The organism is Kribbella sp. CA-293567, from assembly GCF_027627575.1.
Taxonomy (GTDB): Bacteria; Actinomycetota; Actinomycetes; order Propionibacteriales; family Kribbellaceae; genus Kribbella.
In genome coordinates, this window is the sequence record NZ_CP114065.1 from 126,951 (window position 1) to 145,208 (window position 18,258).

General features: G+C 69.6%; 21 protein-coding genes. 10 read left to right on the forward strand and 11 right to left on the reverse strand.

Going from position 1 to position 18,258, the window contains the following annotated elements:
- Window positions 1-5: 5 nt before the first annotated feature.
- Both OX958_RS00630 and OX958_RS00635 read right to left on the reverse strand, forming a co-directional pair.
- The gene (locus OX958_RS00630) at window positions 6-3,455 is read right to left on the reverse strand and encodes a phosphodiester glycosidase family protein (RefSeq protein ID WP_270134927.1); all 3,450 of its coding nucleotides are present in this window, start codon (window positions 3,453-3,455) and stop codon (window positions 6-8) included.
- Window positions 3,456-3,603: 148 nt separating this feature from the next.
- Window positions 3,604-3,921: a rhodanese-like domain-containing protein gene (locus OX958_RS00635; protein WP_270134929.1), complete on the reverse strand. Its 318-nt coding sequence runs from the start codon at window positions 3,919-3,921 to the stop codon at window positions 3,604-3,606.
- Between the two features lie 148 nt (window positions 3,922-4,069).
- Here OX958_RS00635 and OX958_RS00640 point away from each other — a divergent pair, with 148 nt between their 5' ends.
- On the forward strand, window positions 4,070-5,041 hold the full coding sequence (locus OX958_RS00640) for a trypsin-like serine peptidase (RefSeq protein WP_270134931.1): 972 nt from the start codon (window positions 4,070-4,072) through the stop codon (window positions 5,039-5,041).
- Window positions 5,042-5,053: 12 nt separating this feature from the next.
- Here the strand turns inward: OX958_RS00640 and OX958_RS00645 are convergent, their stop codons facing one another.
- Window positions 5,054-5,911, reverse strand: coding sequence for a DNA-formamidopyrimidine glycosylase family protein (locus tag OX958_RS00645; protein WP_270134932.1), 858 nt, complete (start codon window positions 5,909-5,911; stop codon window positions 5,054-5,056).
- Window positions 5,912-6,001: 90 nt separating this feature from the next.
- On the opposite strand from OX958_RS00645, the gene OX958_RS00650 reads away from it, so the two are divergent.
- Window positions 6,002-6,523, forward strand: a complete 522-nt coding sequence (locus OX958_RS00650) for a CbrC family protein (protein WP_270134933.1) — start codon at window positions 6,002-6,004, stop codon at window positions 6,521-6,523.
- Window positions 6,524-6,601: 78 nt separating this feature from the next.
- The gene (locus OX958_RS00655; protein ID WP_270134934.1) at window positions 6,602-6,745 is read left to right on the forward strand and encodes a hypothetical protein; all 144 of its coding nucleotides are present in this window, start codon (window positions 6,602-6,604) and stop codon (window positions 6,743-6,745) included.
- Window positions 6,746-6,752: 7 nt separating this feature from the next.
- Here the strand turns inward: OX958_RS00655 and OX958_RS00660 are convergent, their stop codons facing one another.
- The 3 genes from OX958_RS00660 to OX958_RS00670 all read right to left on the reverse strand — a co-directional run bounded on the left by OX958_RS00660 (window position 6,753) and on the right by OX958_RS00670 (window position 8,509).
- Window positions 6,753-7,577, reverse strand: a complete 825-nt coding sequence (locus OX958_RS00660; protein WP_270134935.1) for a class I SAM-dependent methyltransferase — start codon at window positions 7,575-7,577, stop codon at window positions 6,753-6,755.
- 41 nt (window positions 7,578-7,618) lie between these two features.
- A complete protein-coding gene (locus OX958_RS00665) occupies window positions 7,619-8,134 on the reverse strand; it encodes a hypothetical protein (protein ID WP_270134936.1) in 516 nt (171 codons plus the stop codon).
- 87 nt (window positions 8,135-8,221) lie between these two features.
- Window positions 8,222-8,509 (reverse strand): hypothetical protein, encoded by a 288-nt coding sequence (locus OX958_RS00670; RefSeq protein ID WP_270134938.1) that lies wholly within the window; start codon window positions 8,507-8,509, stop codon window positions 8,222-8,224.
- An 83-nt stretch (window positions 8,510-8,592) separates the two neighbouring features.
- Between OX958_RS00670 and OX958_RS00675 the strand changes: the two genes are divergently transcribed.
- On the forward strand, window positions 8,593-9,546 hold the full coding sequence (locus tag OX958_RS00675) for a GlxA family transcriptional regulator (protein ID WP_270134940.1): 954 nt from the start codon (window positions 8,593-8,595) through the stop codon (window positions 9,544-9,546).
- A 14-nt stretch (window positions 9,547-9,560) separates the two neighbouring features.
- Here OX958_RS00675 and OX958_RS00680 read toward each other — a convergent pair whose 3' ends face one another.
- Window positions 9,561-10,073 (reverse strand): GNAT family N-acetyltransferase, encoded by a 513-nt coding sequence (locus OX958_RS00680; RefSeq protein WP_270134941.1) that lies wholly within the window; start codon window positions 10,071-10,073, stop codon window positions 9,561-9,563.
- A gap of 34 nt (window positions 10,074-10,107) precedes the next feature.
- Window positions 10,108-11,190: an adenosine deaminase gene (locus OX958_RS00685; protein ID WP_270134942.1), complete on the reverse strand. Its 1,083-nt coding sequence runs from the start codon at window positions 11,188-11,190 to the stop codon at window positions 10,108-10,110.
- A gap of 73 nt (window positions 11,191-11,263) precedes the next feature.
- On the opposite strand from OX958_RS00685, the gene OX958_RS00690 reads away from it, so the two are divergent.
- Window positions 11,264-11,749 carry a DUF1016 N-terminal domain-containing protein gene (locus tag OX958_RS00690; protein WP_270134943.1) on the forward strand — a complete coding sequence of 162 codons (486 nt, stop codon included), beginning with the start codon at window positions 11,264-11,266 and terminating at the stop codon, window positions 11,747-11,749.
- Window positions 11,750-11,943: 194 nt separating this feature from the next.
- Complete coding sequence (locus OX958_RS00695; protein WP_270134944.1) at window positions 11,944-12,735, forward strand: DUF899 domain-containing protein; 792 nt, start codon at window positions 11,944-11,946, stop codon at window positions 12,733-12,735.
- 6 nt (window positions 12,736-12,741) lie between these two features.
- Here the strand turns inward: OX958_RS00695 and OX958_RS00700 are convergent, their stop codons facing one another.
- Window positions 12,742-13,203 carry a nitroreductase/quinone reductase family protein gene (locus OX958_RS00700; protein WP_270134945.1) on the reverse strand — a complete coding sequence of 154 codons (462 nt, stop codon included), beginning with the start codon at window positions 13,201-13,203 and terminating at the stop codon, window positions 12,742-12,744.
- Window positions 13,204-13,325: 122 nt separating this feature from the next.
- On the opposite strand from OX958_RS00700, the gene OX958_RS00705 reads away from it, so the two are divergent.
- Window positions 13,326-14,015, forward strand: a complete 690-nt coding sequence (locus OX958_RS00705; RefSeq protein WP_270134947.1) for a TetR/AcrR family transcriptional regulator — start codon at window positions 13,326-13,328, stop codon at window positions 14,013-14,015.
- Here the strand turns inward: OX958_RS00705 and aat are convergent.
- Window positions 14,008-14,673 (reverse strand): leucyl/phenylalanyl-tRNA--protein transferase, encoded by a 666-nt coding sequence (gene aat / locus OX958_RS00710; protein WP_270134949.1) that lies wholly within the window; start codon window positions 14,671-14,673, stop codon window positions 14,008-14,010. The genes OX958_RS00705 and aat overlap by 8 nt on opposite strands.
- Window positions 14,674-14,770: 97 nt before the next feature.
- Between aat and OX958_RS00715 the strand changes: the two genes are divergently transcribed.
- Entirely contained in the window at window positions 14,771-15,685 is a 915-nt protein-coding gene (locus OX958_RS00715) for a class I SAM-dependent methyltransferase (RefSeq protein ID WP_270134951.1), read from the forward strand.
- Between the two features lie 144 nt (window positions 15,686-15,829).
- Complete coding sequence (locus OX958_RS00720) at window positions 15,830-16,525, forward strand: EcsC family protein (protein ID WP_270134953.1); 696 nt, start codon at window positions 15,830-15,832, stop codon at window positions 16,523-16,525.
- A gap of 42 nt (window positions 16,526-16,567) precedes the next feature.
- Here the strand turns inward: OX958_RS00720 and OX958_RS00725 are convergent, their stop codons facing one another.
- Window positions 16,568-17,494, reverse strand: a complete 927-nt coding sequence (locus OX958_RS00725) for a hydroxymethylglutaryl-CoA lyase (RefSeq protein ID WP_270134955.1) — start codon at window positions 17,492-17,494, stop codon at window positions 16,568-16,570.
- Between the two features lie 70 nt (window positions 17,495-17,564).
- Here OX958_RS00725 and OX958_RS00730 point away from each other — a divergent pair, with 70 nt between their 5' ends.
- On the forward strand, window positions 17,565-18,209 hold the full coding sequence (locus tag OX958_RS00730) for a GNAT family N-acetyltransferase (protein WP_270134956.1): 645 nt from the start codon (window positions 17,565-17,567) through the stop codon (window positions 18,207-18,209).
- Window positions 18,210-18,258: the final 49 nt, after the last annotated feature.

An 18,258-nucleotide genomic window follows, 5' to 3' on the forward strand; every position in this document is an offset into this window, starting at 1 on the left:
AACGGCTACCAGTTGATCTGCACGGGGGTGGACTTGGTGGTGCCGTTGACGGTGACGGCTAGTTGGACTGTGCCGGGCCGCAGACCGGTGACAACGCCAGTGGCCGGGTCGTACGAGGCGATGGCCCAGAACGGCGCCGTACGGATCGGCCCGAGGTGCAGTAGCGATGAGCCGGACCAGTCGGCCGACACCGGGAACGCCACTGGCACCCGCCGGCTCTCCTGTACGACGGTTGCCGCCACCGGCCCTGTCTTGCCCAGCTTGAGTGCGGTCGGCGCCGTCAGCTCCAGTGAGTCCACATGCGGCCGCAGCTCGACCTGGAACCAGGAGCGCTCCGGAGCCGACCAGTGGCGTTCACCGGCCGCCGCCTCGCGCGCGTTGGGGTCGATCCCGACCAGCGCCCATCCGGTGAACCCACCGGCATCGGGAGCAGCCGCCGGGCCCTTGCCGGAGTTGCCGGTCAGCGGCAGCAGCACTCCGTCGGTCCGAGTCGCCGCGAAGGTCCCGGCATGAGCGGCCATGTACGCCGCTCCCTTACCGGTGGACGCCCGGAAGTCCGCGAGCCAGCGCACCAGCAACTCGGCCTCCTTGCGATCGCCGAGCTGCGAGTTCTGGGTCGGCGACGGGTCGTCGATCGGGTGATGCGCCATCACCACCACGTTGCGGATCGACCGGTTGCTCCTGGCGTCGTCGAGCTGCCGCTTCAGGTCCAGGATCTGCGCGAACCCACCGGCCCGCAGCGATCCCAGCGACGAGTCACGCAGCACGAACCGCGTGCCCAGGTGGTCGAAGGTGCTGGTCGGGGCGCCGAAGACCTTGGTCCACTCCGACAGGTCGCCCGGCCCGTAGCTCTCGTGGTTGCCCGGCACGTAGTGCACCGGCACCTTGCTCGCGACCTCCTCGTCGAGGATCCGCTTGGCCAGCGCGATGTCGCCGGCGAAGCCACGGTCGACGAAGTCACCGTTGACGACCAGGAAGTCCGGGCGCTGGGCGAGCGCCTCGCGGATCGTCCGGCGGGCCTGGCGGACGAAGCCCGAGTCCGGATCGTCGGCGGTGAACTGCGCGTCCGACAGGACGGCGAACCGCCAGCGGCCGGCGCCGGTCACGGACCCGTCGGTGACGACCATCGGATCGATCACCTTGGCCGGCGGCGCGACCGTCACCGGCGGCGCACCGCGCACCGTCAGGTCGTCGATCACGATCCGCCCGGAGTACTGGCGGGTCGGCACCGTCTCGACCACATAGAGCCGCCAGAAGCGCAGCGGCATCGTCAGGCCCGGCGGGATGTCGGCCTCGACGTACTTCCAGCCGGTCCAGTCGACCGCCGCCGCCAGGTTGAGCGTCTGCGCCGAACCACCCGCGCCGTCGTAGGCGTTCGCACGCAGCCAGGCGCCCTTGCCGTCGCCGTACACCCAGGCGCCGAGTTTCTGCGGCTGGCCGGGCAGCGTCTGCTGCGGCGTCTGCGCCAGGTACGCCGCGCGCGTGGCGGTGCTTCCCGTCAGGGAGTAGTCGAGCGCGATCGCCTGACCACCATCGTGGCCTTCAGCAACCGATCGCGAGGCCTTCGCGGCACCGGCCGGTACGGCGTTGGCCTGCCAGCGGGTCGCGTCGTCGAGTTCGTCCACCACCTCGGCGGTCAGACCGGCGGTGACGCTGAGCTGCGTGCTGAGCGAGCCGACCTTGACGGTGACGACCGTGGCGACCGCCTCGGCACCGATCGCCTGCACGTCGAATCCATTGCCCTTAGCAACCACTTTGACGAGCGCCGCATCGTAGCTCAGCTTGACATCACGCGGCTCGATCCAGGTGGAGAAGCCGTCCGCGTCGTAGCCGTTGACGGTGAAGAAGCCCTTGGCCGCCGCGTCGGGCACCGACACCTGACGGGTGGAGGGCGCCAGGCGGACCGGCGTACCGAGGACGGTGAGGGGGAATCGGCCGCGCGCCGCTCCCCTGGCGGCCGTGACAGTCACGTCACCGGCACGGCGACCAGTGACGACTCCCTTGCTGGTGACACTGGCGTTGCTGCCCGCGGACCAGTACGGCGTACCGGCGGCGGGGGCGTAGGTCTCGTCGTGGCCGCGGGCGGTCAAGACGCGAGTGAGGCCGGTGAGGACGCGGGAGCTCTTGGAGACGTCGGTGTCGGCTTCTTCGGCCGCGGTACCGGCTGCTTCGAGCCGGAAGCCCTTGAGCTTGCCCGATCCCTTGACCGGCAGGAGTCCGAGCCCGTTCGGAACCGGGCGCTCGCCGCCGTCCGAAGGATCGTTGACGATCCCGGGAGCCGCCTCGCCGGGCGAGCGCGCGAGCATGGTGGACGAGCCACCGCCGTCGAGGTTGAGCACGTCGTCGGCGCCGAGGCCGACCATCAGCCGGCCCATCTCCTTGAGCGTCAGCCCCCGCGAGCCGGTCGCGCGGCCGTCGACCGTGAGCAGCACCATCCGGCGGCCGTTCGCGCTGAACCCGACAGCAGTTCGGGGCGCGAGATCCGCATCCGGTACGTCGTCCGGGACCTTGCCGTCGCGAGCGAGCTGCACGTTGCCGCTGATCGCGACCGCCGCGTCCACCGCGTCGGCGCGCGGGCCGTACTGCACTTCGACCTTGTCCCCCGGCTCGAACGCAGTTAACGCGGTCGCGCCCGCGTCGCGGCCGATCAAGGCCAGTTCGCCGGCCGCCAGCGGCGTCGTACCGGGAGTTGTGCCGACGGAGACGACCACGCCGTCGCGGAGCAGCACCTCACGAACGGCCGGTACGCCGTCGACGGTCCTGGTGCGCGCCACGTCGCCCCACTCGGGCGTGTAGAGGCCGATGCCGTTGGCGCTGACGCCGGGCGAGTTGAGGTTGGTCAGGTCGAGTTGGGTGGCGTCGTCGTCGGTCGCCGATCCCTGCAGGAAGACCTGCGCGATCCGGCCGAGGCCGTCCTTGCCGATCACCGCGGTCTCGTTGTGCCCAGCGGCCGGCGCGTTGAGCAGCCGACCGGCCGTGCCGTTGCGCTCGATCCCGACGCCGAGCGGGGCGGTGGTGTCGTTGATGTCGAAGAAGTCGCCGTTGACCCCCGCGATCGCGCCCTTGCGCGCCAACTGCTGACTGAGCGGTTGACCACCCGAGACCTTGCCGGTGTTCACGTAGTCGACGGTCACACCACGCTGGTCGAGGTCGGCGACAAGGAAGTCACCCCGCAACCAGCCACGCGCGTCGAGCCGCTCGAACGCCGTGTAACCGACTCCGGGCGCGACCGGACTGTCCTGCCGGCTGGTCACCAGCCCCTCGCCGACCGGCGCGATCGCTACGTCGGCGATGTCGGAGGCACTCGAGGAATGCCGCTGGGCCTCGACCGGAGCCGATGGCAGGTCGAGGCCCGGCCAAGGAGCAGCAGCGGCCGAGTTCAGTGCTGAGCCGGCGAGCAAGCCACCCAGCACGACGCTGATCGCGGTACGACGGAACGGGACAAGCCTGGACACGGGGCCTCCTCGGCGCGGGCGGACAAGGCCATCCGACGCCGTGTCCCGTGCCGCCGGATGAGGCAGGGGTGTCCGCCGATCGACCAACCGGTGACAAAGTAACGTCTCCAGTCGGCAACCGGAAGATTTCTGTCCTAAAGGACCGGAATCAGTCGAACGAGACCGGGCGGCCGGCACCTTCCCAGGCGGTCATCCCACCGTCCAGGTTGATCGCGTCCCGCCCCTGCGAGGCGAGGAACTGGGTCGCCATCGAGGATCGGCCGCCGACCGCGCAGACACAGAGCACCTTCTGGCCGAGCGGCACCTCGCCGACCCGCTCCTGCAGCTGGCCGAGGGGGATGTGCACCGCGTTCTCGATGTGCCCGCGGGCCCACTCGTCGGGTTCGCGGACGTCGAGCACGAACGCTTCGGCGAGCAGCGCGTCATCGACGTCGGCAACCACCACTGCGGGAATCTCCGGAGTCATGGCTCGATCATCGCAGCCTCGGCCGGCCGCCACGCCGATCGACCCCTGCATTCGCTGTTCGCCCGCCGAGGCCTTGCTCTCTGGGAACGTTTCACTTCTACTGTCTGTGATCACGCAGTGACTCTTCCCGCCCGAACCAGGAGCCACCATGCGCACTTTCCACCTGCCCGGAAACCGATCACTCCGACTGGCCGTCGCCGGCCTGCTGCTGGCCACCGTCGCCTCCCCAGCCCTTGCCGCACCCGTCGCGCCCGACTCCACACAGGGCTCGACGTCCGCAGTACAGGCGCCCGCATTGCCGGCCAAAGCGCCAGCGGGAGCCTTGGAGGCCACCGGCTACTGGACTGCCGAGAAGCTGCGCACCGCGATCCCGGCCGACCTTCCCGGTGACGCCAAGCTCCCGGCCGCGCAGCGGCCCACCGGACCGCCGAGCGTCGCCTCGCACCCGGTCGCGCCGCAGGGCCGGGCACCGCTCAACGACCCGGTGCCCAGCACGGCCGGCAAGGTCTTCTTCACGAAGAACGGCCTGAACTACGTGTGCTCGGCCGCCTCGGTCAACAGCAACCACAAGAACCTGACCGTCACCGCCGGCCACTGCGTGCACGGCGGCCAGGGCGGGGGCTGGCACGCGAACATCGTCTTCGCGCCGTCGTACTACAACGGCCAGTCCGGGGCCGGGCTGTGGAACTGGGCCGCGGCCCGCACCTTCAACGCCTGGATCAACAACAGCAACTTCAGCTACGACCAGGCCTTCGTCTCGTTCCACCAGCGCAACGGCCGCAACCTGATCGACGCCGTCGGCGGCAACGGGCTGGCGATCAACAACAGCCGCAACCAGGCGAACACGCGGATCTGGGGCTGGCCCGCCGAGGCGCCGTTCAACGGCCAGGTGCCTTACTACTGCGACGGTGGCACCTCCGCCTGGGGCTCGACCGACGCCGCCCTGGGCTGCAACATGAACGGCGGCGCCAGCGGTGGGCCGTGGCTGAAGGACCGGATCAACCAGGACCTCGGCTACATCTTCGCCGCGACCTCGCGACGGACGACCAGTGGCCCGCAGATCCTGCTGGCCACGCCGTTCAACTCCGAGGTGCTGGACATGTTCAACCAGATGACCTGAGCACCGGGCGGACTACTTGAGCAGCTTGGACAGGCGACGGTCGGCCAACGGCTTGCCGCCTGTCTGACAGGTGGCGCAGTACTGCAGCGACGAGTCGGCGAAGCTGACCTCGCGGACCAGGTCACCGCAGACCGGGCACTTCTGGCCCTTGCGGCCGTGCACCCGCATCCCGCTCTTCTTCTCCGACTTCAGGTCCTGGACGGCGAGGCCGGCCGAGCGGGCGACCGCGTCGCGCAGGGTGTCGTGCATCGCGTCGAAGAGCTGCTGGAGCTCGTCGGCGGACAGGTTCGACGCCGGTTTGAACGGGCTCATCCGGGCCACGTGCAGGATCTCGTCGGAGTAGGCGTTGCCGATCCCCGCGATCACCGACTGGCTCCGCAGCACCCCTTTGAGCTGGACCCGGCCGGCTGCCTTGAGGATGTCGCCGAACTGCTCGACGGTCAGCGTGAACGGATCGGGGCCGAGCTTCGCGATCCCGGGCACCTCGGCCGGGTCGCGGACGACGTACACCGCGAGCTTCTTCTGGGTGCCGGCCTCGGTCAGGTCGAACCCGGACCCGTCGTCGAACACCACCCGGCAGGCGATCGGGCCCTTGCCCGGGCGAACCAGGCCGGTGGACTGCTCCTCGCGCCAGCGCAGCCAGCCCGCGCGGGCCAGGTGGATGATCAGGTGGATGCCCTGCGCCGAGATGTCGATGAACTTCCCGTGCCGCCGCACGTCGTCGATCGGCAGCCCGAGCAGCGAGGAGATCGGCGGATCGAAGGTCTTCAGCGCGCTGATCGCGGTGATGTCGGCGCGCACGAACGCGCGCTCGACGGCTCGTTCCCGCAGGAACCCCGCCAGCGACTCGACCTCCGGCAACTCGGGCACCCGACCAGTGTGCCCTACGCCACGGACAGCGCAAGGCAACCACAGGGCGGGTCACTTGCACCCGGTACGCCGGTCGGCCAGGGTCAGGGGGTGACCGACGTACCGAGGTTTCGCTACCACCCCGACCCGGTGGGCACCGGCGAAGTGATCACCAGTGACGCGCCCTGCCGCTGCTGCGGCCGGCGACAGGAGTTCATCTACACCGGACCGGTCTACGCCGAGGAGGAGGTGGTCGACGAACTCTGCCTGCCGTGCATCGCTGACGGCTCCGCCGCGACCCTCTTCGAGGCCGAGTTCACCGATTTCACCGACGTCCCGGACGACGTACCGCGACCTGTCCTGACCGAGGTACTGACCAGGACTCCCGGCTTCAGCGGCTGGCAGCAGGAGCACTGGATGTTCCACTGCGCCGACGCCGCGGCCTATCTGGGCAAGGTGGGGTACGCGGAACTGCAGGCTTTCCCCGAGGCGCTGGAGATGGTGATGGAGGACAGCGCCCCGGAGCAGGCCGAGCTCCGGGTCCGCTCCCTGCGAGCCGACGGCGAGGCGACCGGCTACCTCTTCCGCTGCCTGCACTGTGGTACCCACCTGGCCTACGCGGACAGGTCCTAGGGGAGAGACGGGGGGATCACCCATGGGGAATGGTTGTGGGTACCGCTACCTTCGTAGGAACAGAGAAGGAGGCCCCCGATGGGTTTCGTGAAGTCACTGCTCAAAGGCGCTGTCGTCGCCAAGGTGCTGCAGGTAGTGCAGCGCGAGGCGAGCAAGCCGGAGAACCAGCGGAAGGCCAAGGAGATGTTCCAGAAGGTGCAACAGCGCCGGAACTCTCGCTAACCAGGTATCAGCGACGCCGTGCTTGCAGGGTGTAGGTGGCGGGGAGACGCTCCGGTTGATCCGTGAGGCGCCACTCGCCCTGCTCGTCGCGGGTCATGTGACCGGCCAGCGGCATCCAGGGCGCACTGTCGTGCTCCTCGAGATGGGTGACGTCCAGGCCGGCGCTCTGGAGCGCCGTGAAGATCTCGCCGAGCCCGTGGTTCCACTCGTGCGTGACGTTGTGGCTGAACTCCGCGTCGGTCTCGACGTAGGTGCCGCCCTCGTCCCAGATCTGCGGCGCCTCGGTCTCGAAGTACGGCGTGGCCAGCACGATCTCGCCGCTCGTCTGCGAGACGTCGAGCGACCACAGCATCGGGTGCCCCTCACGGATGAACAGCCGGCCGCCGGGCTTGAGCAGCCCGGCCACCACGGCGGCCCAGCGCTCGATGCTCGGCAGCCAGCCGATCGCGCCGATCCCGGTGAAGACCAGGTCGTACTGCGCCGCGCCGAGCACCTCGACCGCGTCGTACACGTCGGCCTGGTGGAAGTCGATCTCGTGTCCGAGCGACTCGGCGAACGACTGCGCCTGAGCGACCGCCGGACCCGAGAAGTCCAGCCCGCTCATCCGGGCACCGAGCCGCGCGAGTGACACCGTGTCGGTGCCGATGTGGCACTGCAGGTGGACTCCCCGCAGGCCGGTGATGTCGCCGAGCCGCGGTACGTCGAACTGGACCACCTGGCTCAGGAACTTCGGGTCCTCGGCGAATTTCTGCAACATGTAGTCAGGGGAGGCGGCGTGCGCCGGCACTCGCTCGTCCCAGCTGGCCCGGTTCACCGCGCGGTAGTCGTCCATGAGGCTGACTGTGACACAGACGCACCGGGTTTCGCCTTCGGTTATCCGGCCGCGAGGCGAGTCAACTCGAGGACTTGTTTTCGCATCATCAACAGATCACCCCAGGCCAGCAGGGTCCGGCGTACGGCGTTGCCTCGGGCCGGGAGCGCGAGCTTCACGATCAGCCGAGAACCCGTGGCGGTCGGTACGGCGAGATAGGTGACCGCGACCTGACCGAAGAGTTTGAGCGCCTTGGGATCGACGAGGTTCAGCGTGAGGTGGCGGCCGGGCGTGAAGTCGGCCAGTTCGAAGATGGTCATGAAGATCTGCCCGCGTTCCAGCTGGTCGGCCTCGGCCGTCAGCGTGCGTGGACTCGATCTGCCGAAGTTGTCGACGAGGTCATAGCTGTACGGCGCGACCCGCAACTGGCACAGCCAGCGGAACAACTGGTCGACGCTCGCGGTCGAGTCGGCAGCCCGCCAGCACCCGACGACCGGCCCGGTGACGAACCGATCGCACGGGTACTCCTCGGCCACCTCGCCGGGCGTCGCCTGCCAGTTCCACGGAAGCTGCGTCATGACCAGACCATACCGTATGGTACGGCGCTGGCATACCCGGCCGCTGCACTGCAGTGCTTCCTCGTGGCCGCCACTGCTCCGTGCGCGTCAGGCCGCGTGACGTCCGTGGTGATGGATGGTGTGGTCGTTGAGGAAGACCCGGGCCCGGCGGATGCTGGTGACGCTGCCGGTGCTGGCGACGGGCTTGTGGGAGAACGGCTCTGCGGCGCCACCGAGGGCGAGCAGGTCGAGCTTGGACCTGGCGAGATCACGATCGTCGGCAACCCAGCTGCCGTCGGGCCCGTGGCCGAGCCCGGTGGCGTTGCGCCTGTTGCTGCCTTCGAGCGCCGCGATCACTACCAGCGCGAGTACTGCGAGGACGATGATTCCGGTCATGGCAGTAATCATGCTATCTGCCAGATTCAGCCACAATTGGCACTATTGACACTCTTCCACTAATTCCTGCCATACTGACTGACATGCTCCGGAAGATCGCTGTCGTGCTGATGGAGGACGTCGCGCTGTTCGAGTTCGGCGTACTGGCCGAGGTGTTCGGGATCGACCGGACCGACGACGGCTGCCCGCCGTTCGACTTCAAGGTGTGCTCGGTCACCCCCGGGGTGCCGTTGGCCACCAGCAGCCACTCCGCCGTGATCGCGCCGTACGGGCTGGAGGAGCTGGAGAACGCCGACCTGGTGGCGCTGCCGGCCACCACCTGGCGAGGCGAGTACGACGAACGCATCCTGGCGGCGCTTCGCCAGGCGCACGCTCGCGGCGCGATCCTGCTGACGGTCTGCTCGGGCGCCTTCGTGCTCGGCGCGGCCGGGCTGCTCGACGGACGGTCCTGCGCGACGCACTGGCGCTACGCGGACAAGTTCCGCGACCAGTTCCCCGAGGCCAAGCTCGACGCGGACGTGCTGTTCGTGGACGACGGCGACATCATCACCAGTGCCGGCACGGCCGCCGGGATCGACGCCTGCCTGCACCTGGTCCGCCGGGAGCTGGGCAGCGCGGTGGCCACCCGCATCGCGCGCCGGATGGTGGTACCGCCGCAGCGGGACGGCGGCCAGCGCCAGTACGTCGAAGTGCCGGTGCCCGAGTCGTCCGGCGAGAGCCTGCAGCCGGTCCTCGACTGGATGGTGGACAACCTGACCATCGAACACACCGTCGCCGACCTGGCCCGGCGGGCGCAGATGTCCGACCGCACCTTCGCCCGCCGCTTCGTGGCCGAGACCGGTACGACGCCACTGAAGTGGGTGACCACCCAACGCGTTCTGCACGCCAGGACCCTGCTGGAACAGACCAGACTCGGCATCGAGCAGATCGCCACCGAGGCCGGCTTCGGCACCGCCGCGCTGCTCCGCCACCACTTCCGCCGAGTAGTGGGCGTCCCGCCCCAGGACTACCGCCGGACCTTCCAGACGGCCGGCTGAGCTGGCGGCCGGCCTCAGACCGGCCGCTCGAAGAGGAGTTCCAAGCCGTCTTCCTCGTCCCACTGCTCGCCTGCTTCCAGGAAGCCGAAGCCGGCGATGGTGGCGAGGGAGGGAGCGTTGGTGGGACTGATCGAGGCACGCACCACCTGGACGCCGGGCTCGGCCGCGGCCCGGTCGAGCAGCGCGGACAGGATCGCCTTCGCGTACCCCTGGCGCCGGTACCGCGGGTCGACGGTGTAGCCGACCTCGACCATGCCGTTCTCGTCGGGCGGGCCGTGATACCCGCCATGACCGATCACCACGCCCGCGGGCTCGGCAACAGCCGCTCGGACGATCCAGCGAGCGGCCGCCGGGTTCTCCGCGAGTTGGGCGATCCGGTAGTTCCACAACCACTTGGAGTCGTCGTCGACGAAGAGGTCGGTCAGCTCCACGCCCGTCTCGCGGCCGGCCGTCTCCAGGTCGTCCGCGAGCAACGCGGCCATCGCCGGACCGGACAACTCCACGAATCTGATCTGCTGCGCCGTCATGCCGACGATGCTCCGGCCCGCGGTGGCCCGGCGTCTATCGGTTTACGGCTTCGGCGTACCAGGGCTTGATGACGCCGTCGATGATCGCGAGCCGCTCGTCGAAGGGGAGGAAGGCGGACTTCATCGCGTTGATCGCGAACCAGCGGAACTCGGGCAGCCCGTAGCCGAACGCGTCGGCGAGCAGAGCGAGCTCGCGGCTCATCGACGTACCGCTCATCAACCGGTTGTCGGTGTTCACCGTGACCCGGAACTTCAGCTTCGCCAGCAGACCGATCGGGTGCTGGGCGATCGAGTCGGCCGCGCCGGTCTGCAGGTTGGAGCTCGGGCACATCTCCAGCGGGATCCGCCGGTCCCGCACGTACGCCGCCAGCCGGCCGAGCTCGACCTTGCCGTCCGGCCCGGCGCTCTCGTCGTAGGTGATGTCGTCGATGATCCGGACGCCGTGACCGAGCCGGTCGGCGCCGCACCACTGGATCGCCTGCCAGATCGAGGGCAGCCCGAAGGCCTCGCCGGCGTGGATGGTGAAGTGCGCGTTCTCGCGCTGCAGGTACTCGAAGGCGTCCAGGTGCCGGGTGGGCGGGTAGCCGGCCTCGGCGCCGGCGATGTCGAAGCCGACCACGCCGCCGTCGCGATAGGCGACCGACAGCTCGGCGATCTCCATCGACCGCGCCTGGTGCCGCATCGCGGTCAGCAACTGCCGGGCCACGATCGGCCGCTCGGCCCGGGCCATCCCGTCCTCGAACCCCTCCCGGACCGCGTCGACGACCTGCTCGAGGCTGAGCCCGGCGGTCAGGTGCTGCTCGGGCGCGTAGCGGACCTCGGCGTACACGACTCCGTCGGCCGCCAGGTCCTGCACGCACTCGCTGGCGACCCGCTTGATCGCCTCCGCGGTCTGCATCACCGCGACGGTCTGGTCGAAGGTCTCCAGGTACCGCTCCAGCGAACCGGAGTCCGCCGACTCGACGAACCACTGGCCCAGTTCGGCGGCATCGGTCCGCGGCAGCTGGTGCCCGACCTCCGCCGCCAGTTCCAGCACCGTCTCCGGCCGCAACCCGCCGTCCAGATGGTCGTGCAGCAACACCTTCGGCGCGAGCTTCAACTCCTCCTGCGTGATCATCAAGCCATCTTGCCCCAAGCTGCCCCCGAAAGGCCTTCGTGTCGCCGCCGGGCCCGGTTCCATCCTTTGTGCCATGGACAAGCGCAGCCCTCGCCCCGGAACCTCCGCCCCGCCGCCGAGACCTTCGATGCCCGCCTGGTACCCGGACTTCGTCGAGGCGGTGGCAGCCGTGATCCCGGCCGACCGGACGGCGGGGGACGAGCGGCTGCTGACCTATTGGTCGATCGGCCACGAAATCCTTCGCCGGCAGTCACAGGAGGGATGGGTGAGCCGCGTCGTCGACCACCTCTCCACCGACCTCAGAGCGCGCTTCCCCGACGACAAGGGTCTGTCGGCGCGCAACCTGCGGCACATGCGTGCCTTCGCCGAAGCCTGGCCGCACGAGGCGTACGCCCGAGGCCCGCTCGCGAGACTTCCCTGGCACCACCACCTGGTCCTGCTCCAGAAACTCGACGACCTCAACCTCCGCCTCTGGTACGCCAAGCGCGCCGTCGAGGACGGCTGGACCCGGGCGACCCTGACCGCGAACATCGCCGGCAACCTGCACCGCCGCAGATAGCCCGATCCGGACACCGCGCGGGCAGATCCCGCTGCCCCGCCAAGGCCCATCAGGTCGTCGACGGTGTCGCCGGGTGTCGAAGTGCTGGAGGTCTCGGCCGAGGTCGGGGCAGGATCCTGGGCAAGTGGCGCAAGGTGCGATGGATTGCTCCGACTGATGGGAAAGAGCAACGGCACTAGTGGACGGAGAGTGGGATGACGGAGCCGGGGAAGTTGCCGCGGGTGGTTTCGCGGGAGGAGTGGTTCGAGGCCCGGCGGGAGCTGCTGGAGCGGGAGAAGGAAGTCACTCGGGCCCGGGACCGGGTGAACACCCGGCGGCGTGAGCTGCCGATGGTCAAGGTCGAAGCGGAGTACCGGTTCCAGGGGCCCGATGGGGAGGTCGGGCTGTTGGAGATGTTCGAGGGGCGCGACCAGCTGGTGATGCACCACTTCATGTTCGCGCCGGGCTGGGACGCCGGATGTTCGAGTTGCTCGTCCGCGGCCGACGGGATCGGGCGGCTGCGGCAACTGCACGTGCGCAACACGTCGCTGGTGGCGGTGAGCCGCGCGCCGTACGAGAAGCTGGCCGCGTTCCGCGAGCGGATGGGCTGGACCTTCCCCTGGTACTCGTCGTTCGGCAGCGCCTTCAACTACGACTTCCACGCCACCCTGGACGACCAGGTGGCGCCGATCCAGCTGCACCACCGGACCGCGGACGAGGTCGCCGAGGTCGGTACGCCGTGGACGGACGGCCCGTGGACCAGCGATCTGAACGGTGAGGAGATGCCGGGGATCAGCGCGTTCCTGCGGGTCGGTGACGAGGTGTTCCACACCTACTCCACCTTCGGCCGCGGGATCGAGGAGTTCCACAACGGTTACCACTACCTGGACCTGACCGCGCTCGGCCGGCAGGAGGACTGGGAGCAGCCGAAGGGTCGCGCGACCCCGCTCGGCCTGCAGGTCGGCGGGCCCAACCTGCGCCTCCCCGACGAGTACGACCTGCCCTGAGAACTCTTATTTCGTGTGGATCCTGAACACCGGCACGCCGGGTGCGACCTGCAGCAGGGTCTCCAGCGAAGAGTCCGCGTCGACGTCCTTGCCGAAGAAGGACTGCACCTCCCAGGCCCACTTCTTCAGGTACGTGCGGATGATGTCGGGCTTGTCGGCATCGGCCAGCTCCTCCGCGCGGAACAGCTCCACCCGGCGGCCGATCCGCAGTGAGCCGTGACCACTGGCCCGCAGGTTGCGAACCCACTGGACGTGACCGCGAGGCGCCACCAGGTACCGCCGGCCGTCGATCGTGAGCAGATTGACCGGGTTGCTGCGCCACTCGCCGGACTTGCGGCCCTGGACCGACAGCATCCGGCTGCCCATCAGGCTGATGCCGAGATTCGTCAGGCCGGCGACCATCTTGTTCATCGCCAGCATGCTCCGGTGCCCGCTGGTCACCACGCGCTTGTCGTTGTACTCCTGCATCGAACTCAGCCTCCGAAATTCGAGAGCGGCGCTCTCTGTTGGCACTAGTGAACACCAGCGCGACCGGCGAGTCAAGAGCGGTGCTCTCGTTTTAGAGCAGTGCTCATGGCAGACTGGCCGGTATGACCACCGGACGGACCGCCCGCGACCGCGCCCGGGCCGAGCTGACGCGGGAGATCAAGGACGCCGCACGCCGTCAGCTAGCCATCGACGGCGCCGAACGGCTGTCCCTGCGCGCCGTCTCCCGCGAGCTCGGCATGGTCTCGTCCGCCCTCTACCGCTACTTCCCCAGCCGCGACGACCTCCTCACCGAGCTCATCATCGACGCGTACGACGCCCTGGGCAGCCACGCCGAGGCAGCAGCCAAGAGCCGGCCCGACCCACGCGCTGCCTGGCTGGCCGTCTGCCAAGCCATCCGCTCCTGGGCCAGAGCCCATCCCCAGGAGTACGCGCTGATCTACGGCTCGCCCGTCGCCGGCTACCAAGCACCCGCGAGCACGATCCGCCCGGCCGGCCGGGTCGCTTTCGTCCTGCTCGGAATCCTCGCCCAGGCACAGGCTTCCGGCGTACTGACTCCACCGGCGGGCAGCCCGGAACCCTCCGCGCTACTGGCGAGCCGGCTCCAGATCCTCGCCGGCGCCGCACCCGGCCTGCCACCGCAGATCCTGGCCCGTACGCCGATCGCCTGGACGCAGCTCTTCGGAATGATCAACTTCGAGCTCTTCGGCCAGTTCGCCGGCTGGGTCGATCCCGCCGACGAGTTCTTCGCTGAGGCGACGGGTCAGCTGGCCACCTTCCTCGGCCTCAGCTGAACGCTTCGGGCAGTGGCAGCTCCAGCGCGCGCTCGACCCGCCGGACGTAGACCTCCCGCGGAATCTCCACCGCGCCGAGCGTGGCCAGGTGACTGGTCACCCACTGGATGTCCAGCACGCGGTCGGCGGCGTACTTGTCGCTCAGCAGCTCCACCAGCCCGGCCACCGCGGCCTTCGACCCGTCGGTCCTGTGATGGAACATCGACTCGCCCGCGACCAGCCCGCCGATCGCCACGCCGTACAGGCCGCCGGCCAGTACGTCGCCGTCCCAGGCCTCGACCGAGTGGACCCAGCCCAGCTCGTGCAGGCGGGTGTACGACGCGATGATGCCGGCGTCGATCCAAGCGCCCGGCCGGCGCGGGTCGGCACAGGCCCGGATCACCTGGTCGAAGGCCGTGTTGACCCGGATCTCGAACCGCTGCCGGGCCCGCCGCAGCGACCGGGACGGCGCGAAGGTGTCCACCTCGATGATTCCGCGCTCGACCGGCGACCACCACAGCAACGGCCCGTGGCTGTCCGGCATCGGGAAGAGCCCCCGCCGGTACGCCGCCAGCACGGTGCCCGGCTCGAGATCGGCCCCGGCCGCGACGACATCGCTGGGACCGGCGACCGCGACCGGCGGGAAGTCCCACACGGAGGCAGGTGGTTCGACTGGCACGCCACCATCCTGACCTACCCACCGGACGGCGGAACGCGGGGTCACCGCCGCAACATTTGTTGACAGTCAGTCAGTAGCGCAACATATGCTGCCGAGCATGCAGATCGTCGAGGAGATCGAGGGTTCCGGTGGGCTCGGCGGGCTGGCCCGGATGACCGAGGCCATCGCGGCGCTGGAGACCCGGCGGACCGAGCTGATCGCGCAGTTGAGGTCCCAGCGACTGGCGAGCTGGGAGGAGATCGGGCAGGCCTGCGGGATGACTCGGCAGGGCGCGAGCCGTCGCTGGTCACAGCAGGCGCAGGCGACCTCGTTCGGCGATGCAGCAGCGGCGTACCGGCGTGGGCGGCCGCCGTACCCGGAATCGGCCGTCGACTGGCTCGTCCCCGGTACGGCGAGGTCCGCGCTCGATCTCGGCGCCGGCACGGGGAAGCTCACGCAGCTACTGGCCGCGCGAGACCTGACCGTGACGGCTGTCGAACCGTTGGCGGCGATGCGCGAGGAACTGGTCGCCGCGGTTCCTGGGGTCGAGGTTCTCGACGGTTCGGCCGAGGAGATTCCGCTGGGCGACGGCACTGTTGACTCTGTGGTGGTCGCGCAGGCGTGGCACTGGTTCGACGCCGCGAAGGCGCTGCCGGAGATCGCGCGGGTGCTGGCGCCGGGTGGGACGCTGGGGCTGGTCTGGAACATTCGTGACCACAGCGTGCCGTGGGTCGCCGAACTGGACCGGGTGCTGCATCGGCACACCCGCCAGGAGATCGACACCACCCCCTCGATCGGTACGCCGTTCCGTCTGGTGGAGCGGTTCGAGGTCCGGTGGGAGCATCCGCTGACCCGGGCCGAGCTGCTGGACCTGGTCGCGTCGCGGTCCTACGTCATCACGATGCCGGCCGCGGACCGCGACGAGCTGATGCACCAGGTGATCGAGCTGCTCGACTCACATCTCGACCTGCGGGGCCGGCGGAAACTCTCGATGCCCTATGTCACCCGCTGCACCCGGGCCCGCCTGACCTGATCGACCACTCGCTGGCTCTGCGTCACCAAGGGGCCGGCCGGGGTTTCTCCCGAGTGGCGCGAGCTGGCGCGGCACGTAGAGTTGACAGTGCTGCGCCCGCCCACCGGACTCCGGGAGCGGGTGTCCGAGTTGTGAAGGAGTGCTGTGGCCGGAGTAGCCAGATTCGTTGCCAGCAGTCTCGCGCCTGCCGCCCAGCGGTTCGCCCCGCAAGCCGCGGCCGGGGTCCTGCGTCAGGTGCTGGAGATCGCCATCGACGGGTACCAGCGGTTTCCCGGTGCCGAGAAGGTGGCCGAGCGGCAGTTGGCCAAGCACGACGGCGACGCAGAGCTCGCGGTCGACACCGTGATCGAGCAGCACATCCGGCTCGCGTCGGTGCAGGGGTTCGTCACCAGCGTCGGCGGGCTGGTCACCCTCCCGGTCGCGCTGCCCGCGAACCTGACCGGGATCGCCGTGGTCCAGGTGCGGATGGTCGCCTCGATCGCCCATCTGCGGGGGTACGACCTGGACGACCCGCGGGTGCGGACCGCGGTGATCACCTGCCTGCTCGGCGAGGACGGCGTGACCGACCGGCTGAAGAAGGCGAGCCTGCCGACGTCGCCGCTCGCGATCGCGACCGCGCCGGTGTTCGACCCGGAGCTCGACCGGCTGGTGGCCGGCGAGGTGGTGGGCGAACTGATCGCGCGGGTCAGCGGCAAGCGGATGGGCCTGATGGTAACCCGCCGGGTGCCGCTGCTCGGTGGTGCCGTGGGTGCGGGCGTCGACGGCTGGTCGACGTACCGGATCGGCCGGTACGCCGACGAGAGCCTGGTCCGCCGGATCCGGCGCCCGATCGAGCCGTAACGCTCCGGCCGGCGCACGGTCAGCTGCTCGGTCAGCCGGAGGTCAGCCGACCAGGGCCTGGACGACCCGGCTTGCGGACGGCTTGCCCAGCTGGGTGGCCATCCAGGCGCTGGTGGCGACGAGACTCTCGAGGTCCACACCGGTCTCGATGCCGAGGCCGTCGAGCTGCCACAGCAGGTCTTCCGTGGCGAGGTTGCCGGTGGCGCTCTCGGCGTACGGGCAGCCGCCGAGGCCGCCGGCCGAGCTGTCGACGACCGTGACGCCTTCCCGCAGCGCGGTGAAGGTGTTGGCGAGCGCCTGCCCGTAGGTGTCGTGGAAATGCACGGCGAGCTGGTCGACGCCGACCCCGGCTCCGGCGAAGGCCTTGATCAACGCGATCACCTGCCCCGGCGTGGCGACCCCGATCGTGTCGCCGAGGGAGAGCTCGTGGCAGCCGAGCTCGGTCAGGCGCGCGCCGACCTTCACCACCTGGTCGATCGGTACGGCGCCCTCCCACGGATCGCCGTAACACATCGAGACGTAGCCACGGACCCGCAGACCCTCGTCGAGCGCCCGCCGCACGGTCGGGGCGAACATCGCGAACTGCTCGTCGACGGTGGAGTTCAGGTTCTTCGCGGCGAACGTCTCGGTCGCGCTGGCGAAGATCGCGATCTCCTCCACCCCCGCCTCGAGCGCACGATCGAGACCGCGCTCGTTCGGTACCAGTACCGGCGCCCGAAGCCCGTCGGGAAGGTCGAGCCGCTGCAGCAGTTCGGCGGCGTCGGCGAGCTGGGGTACCCACTTGGGGTGGACGAAGCTGGTCGTCTCGATCGTGGTCAGCCCGGCCGCGGCCAGCCGCTGGATGAACTCGGCCTTCACCGCCACGTCGACGATCGCCTCCTCGTTCTGCAACCCGTCCCGCGGGCCGACCTCGTAGATCGTCACCCGCTCGGGCAGCCCACCGGTCGGAACCTGCTCAGGCTTGCGCACTTGTGCCTCCGTCTCGTGAGCCTGGCTCCGTCGAAGGGGCCGGGAGGGGTCTCCTCCACAATGGCTCGTGATGACAACTCTGGCTGACATTCTGCGGGGCATCGAGAACGGCGTCTTCCCCACCCCGGACCTGAGCATCACCGTCGTACCGGCGCCGTCCGCTCGCGAGCTGGCCGTGGTGGCCTTCACCGCGCACATCGTGATCGCGGCGAACGTCTCCCCGGCCTGGGTGACCGAGCTGATCCCGGACGGCGACCTGTCAGCTCCGCTCAACCCACCCTTCCTGTCCGCCCTGGAAGAACTGAGCGGCCGCCGGGTCACCGCGATCGACCAACTGCTGCTCGCCCCGGCGCTCACCGACCCGGCCGAGCGTGCTGCCGCCGTCGAGGGTCTGACCGAACTGACCGACCGCGGCCATCCCCGGATCGAACGGGCCTGGCGGTACCGCGACGACGTACACGCCTACACCGCCCCGTACGGCGGTCTGGTGCTCACCGGCCGAGGGCTGGCCGGCCGCCAAGAGGTCGCCCTGGAGGTACCCGTCGCTGCCCGCGGCGCCGGCCACGGTCGCCGCCTCGCCGTCGCGGCGCGTGCGCTCGTCCCGCCCGGCACCCAGATCTGGTCCCAGGTCAGCCCCGGCAACGCCGCCTCGACCCGGACTTTTCTCGCCGCGGGTTACCGGCCGGTCGGGTCCGAAGCCCTGCTGCTCGGGTAGCTCCCGCGAAACACCTTGGGGCTGACAACTTCCTGCCGGGCCTCTAGGG